Annotated in this window: 3 protein-coding genes and 1 pseudogene; 1 reads left to right on the top strand and 3 read right to left on the bottom strand. The window is 65.9% G+C overall.

Going from position 1 to position 2,907, the window contains the following annotated elements:
* Positions 1-449: pseudogene (locus VK519_RS12290) on the top strand (pyridoxal-phosphate dependent enzyme); the annotation flags it as partial.
* Positions 450-478: 29 nt separating this feature from the next.
* Here VK519_RS12290 and VK519_RS12285 read toward each other — a convergent pair.
* The 3 genes from VK519_RS12285 to VK519_RS12275 form a co-directional block, all read right to left on the bottom strand.
* A complete protein-coding gene (locus VK519_RS12285) occupies positions 479-1,255 on the bottom strand; it encodes an SEL1-like repeat protein (RefSeq protein WP_324350160.1) in 777 nt (258 codons plus the stop codon).
* A gap of 146 nt (positions 1,256-1,401) precedes the next feature.
* Entirely contained in the window at positions 1,402-2,286 is an 885-nt protein-coding gene (gene bioC, locus VK519_RS12280) for a malonyl-ACP O-methyltransferase BioC (protein WP_324350158.1), read from the bottom strand.
* Positions 2,283-2,907: alpha/beta fold hydrolase (locus tag VK519_RS12275; RefSeq protein WP_324350156.1), on the bottom strand; the 625-nt coding region annotated here is incomplete at its 5' end. The genes bioC and VK519_RS12275, both read right to left, overlap by 4 nt.

Below are 2,907 nucleotides of genomic sequence, written 5' to 3'. Positions count from 1 at the left end.
ACCCAGGTGATGGCCGGGCAGGGCACGGCGACCCTCGAACTGATGGCGCAGGCGCCCGACCTGCATGTGATCGTGATACCTGTAGGCGGTGGCGGCCTTGCCGCCGGTACCGTGATCGCCGCAAGTGGCGTTGATGCGAACGTTGTGGTCCACGCGGCGGAACCCGCTGGTGCTGCCGATACCAGCCGATCGCTGGCGGCGGGAAGGCGCGAGGTCGACTTCGTGCCCGAGACGGTCTGCGACGGCCTCCGCGCTGCGATCGGCGAGACGAACTTCGCCGTACTGTCCGGTCATGGCGCATGGCCGCGATGCACTTGAAGATGATCGTGGAAGTCTCAAGCGCCACGGTGCTGGCGGCCGTGCTGAAGCAGCCAGGCGTGTTCGCGGGCAAGCGCGTCGGGCTGGTGCTTACTGGCGGAAACGTGGATTTCGACTCACTTCCCTGGTGAGAGGCCCACGCCTGTAACGGCCGTAAGACTTAGCGTCCCTTGCGGCCGGCAGGTGCCGGGGCGGCAGGACTTGCCGCTTGGATTGCAGGCGGGCTGAATGAGCGATAGTCGAAGGACGGTGGGTTGTAGCCCTGGTTGAATGAGTTGCCGCGCGTGTAGATCGGGAACGGCAATGCATGCCCGAAGTCCTGCGGGCCAAGCTCCGCGACGAGGTCGGAGTTGTCGTAGTCGGCGTAGATATTCCACACGTTGGCGTAATACGTGTAGGTATTGCCAGTGGACCCGGCAGACATGTGGGCCAGTTCCCGGTGCAGACGCTTCTTGGCCCGCTCAAGGGCGACGGCATCGGAGTACTTCACCTTCAGCTTCTGCATTTCCTGCCAGCCTTGCTGGCGCTCGGCTTCGGTGGACTGCTCGATCGCCGAATGTTGCGTGGCCGCGTAGATGGCTGTCTTGCGCTCGGCGGCAAGCGTGAGCCACGCCAGACCCAGCGGGCGGTTCTTCGGCAGCTGGTCGCCGTTGAAGTAGGCCACGCCCAGCGCATACTGCGCGCGCTTGCTGCCCCAGGATGCCGCTTCCTGCAGGTTGTAGAGCGCCGCGTTGCGGTTGCCGTCCCAGAACGAGCGAACGCCCTCGCAGAAGTAGTAGTTGCCCGGCAGCATGCGTTCGAGCCCGTCGGGGCAGCGCTGCTGATCCATGGCGGCGGCTTTTTCCTGGCCGGGAAGCGGCGTGGGCTCCTCGCCAGCCATGGCGGCCATGCCGACACTGGAAAGTGCAAGTGCAATGACAAGACTGATTTGCTTCATGACGTTCTCCGTCGCTCCCCCGAGCAAGCTGGATGCTACTCCTGCCTCGCGGCGGCAGAGATGAAGCTGTTTTCATCAAGGGTTTTGCCGAAAAGACCTGATGGACGGGCCTGGCGCGTCCTGCCGACCCCGCTGCGGTGGCGGCCTTACCCGCGCGTCCGCCGCGAGCCGCGGAGCTTGTCGATCGGGAAACTTGCCATTTCGCCGCCCGCGCTGGCCCGGGCCTGGCCGTCGGGGGCCCCCCAGCCGTGGGCCGTGACCACTTCCCAGGTGGCCGGGACACGGCCATCCACGCGCAAGGCATCGTAACGCTCGAGCATGCGGCGATAGTGCCCCTTTCCGGTGAGGCCGCGCTGGCGGGACGCGTCGGCGTTGGTGGCCCCCAGGCCCTTGAGGTCCTTCATCAGCCCGGCAGGGTCGGCATAGGTCAGGGTGTAGCGCTCGACGCTGAGCACCGGATCCTTGAATCCGGCCGAAAGCATGGCGTCACCGATATCGTGCATGTCCAGGAAGCGGGCCACGTGAGGTTGCCCGTCGCTTTCGGCCCAGGCCTGGCGCAACTCCTTCAGAGTGTCGGGGCCGAAGGTGGTAAAGGCGAAGAAACCGCCCGGACGCACCACGCGCACGCATTCGGCGAAAAGGCGCGGAAGATCCTCGCACCACTGGAAGCACAGGTTCGAATGCAACAGGTCGACGCTGCGATCATGCACCGGCAGGGCGTAGGCATCGGCACAGACGCGGCCGAAGGGCTTGAGCCATCCGGAATGGGACTTTGCCTGTCGCAGCATCGGCAATGACAGGTCCATCGCCACCACCTGGGCCTTGCCATAGGTCTTCTTCAGCAGCGCCGTGCCACGACCGGTGCCGGCGCCGACATCGACGATGCGTTCAGGCGTTTCGGTGAAGAATTCAAGCCGCTCGAGCAGGCCCTGCTGTACCTCGCGCTGCAGCACGTCGTGCTCTTCATAGGTGGCTGCCGCACGCGAGAAACTGCGTTGCACCTGGCGGTGGTCGAAGTGGAAGTCACTCATGGCAAGGTGTCGATGAAGGTCGTGATGGCCGAGGCAACGACATCGGCATGGCCGATGAATGGAGCGTGCCCCGCGTGGGGAATATCGATGAAGCGGCCGTCGCACAGCGCTGCGGCCGCCTGCATGGCGGCAGGATGGACTACGCGATCGCGGTGGCCAGCTAGCCAGAGGCTGGGCAGTCTGAGCGCGGGCAGGCGTTCGCGCAGATCGGTGTTTTCGAGCAGGGCGATGCCTTCCATCAGCACGCGGGCATCGGGATCGCCGCGCGAGAACACCCGTTCCCGCATGTGCCGCGCTTCGCCGCGCGGATCGCCTGATCCCATCGCCTCCAGGGCAATGAACCGCTCGAGCGTGACGTGGTAATCGGCAGCCAGGTCGCTGGCCAGTTGACGCACGAGATTCCGATCGCTGCCGTGCGGCCAGTCGTCGACACGCACGAAGCGCGGCGAAGCGTCCATCATGACCAACGCGTTCACACGTTCAGGCAGGTCGAGCGCGGCGGTCAGTGCCACCAGGCCGCCCAGCGACCAGCCCAGCCACGCTGCCGGCGGCGTGGCCGACGCCACCGCGCGAGCAACCGCCAACGGCTCAAGCGGCAACGTGGACGCGCGGGAGCGGCCG

Origin of the sequence: Pinirhizobacter sp., assembly GCF_035317885.1 — a bacterium.
In the GTDB taxonomy this organism is placed as follows: Bacteria; Pseudomonadota; Gammaproteobacteria; order Xanthomonadales; family Rhodanobacteraceae; genus Pinirhizobacter.
The sequence above is the reverse complement of the archived record's forward strand: the minus strand, read 5'-3'. Positions and strand labels throughout refer to the sequence as shown.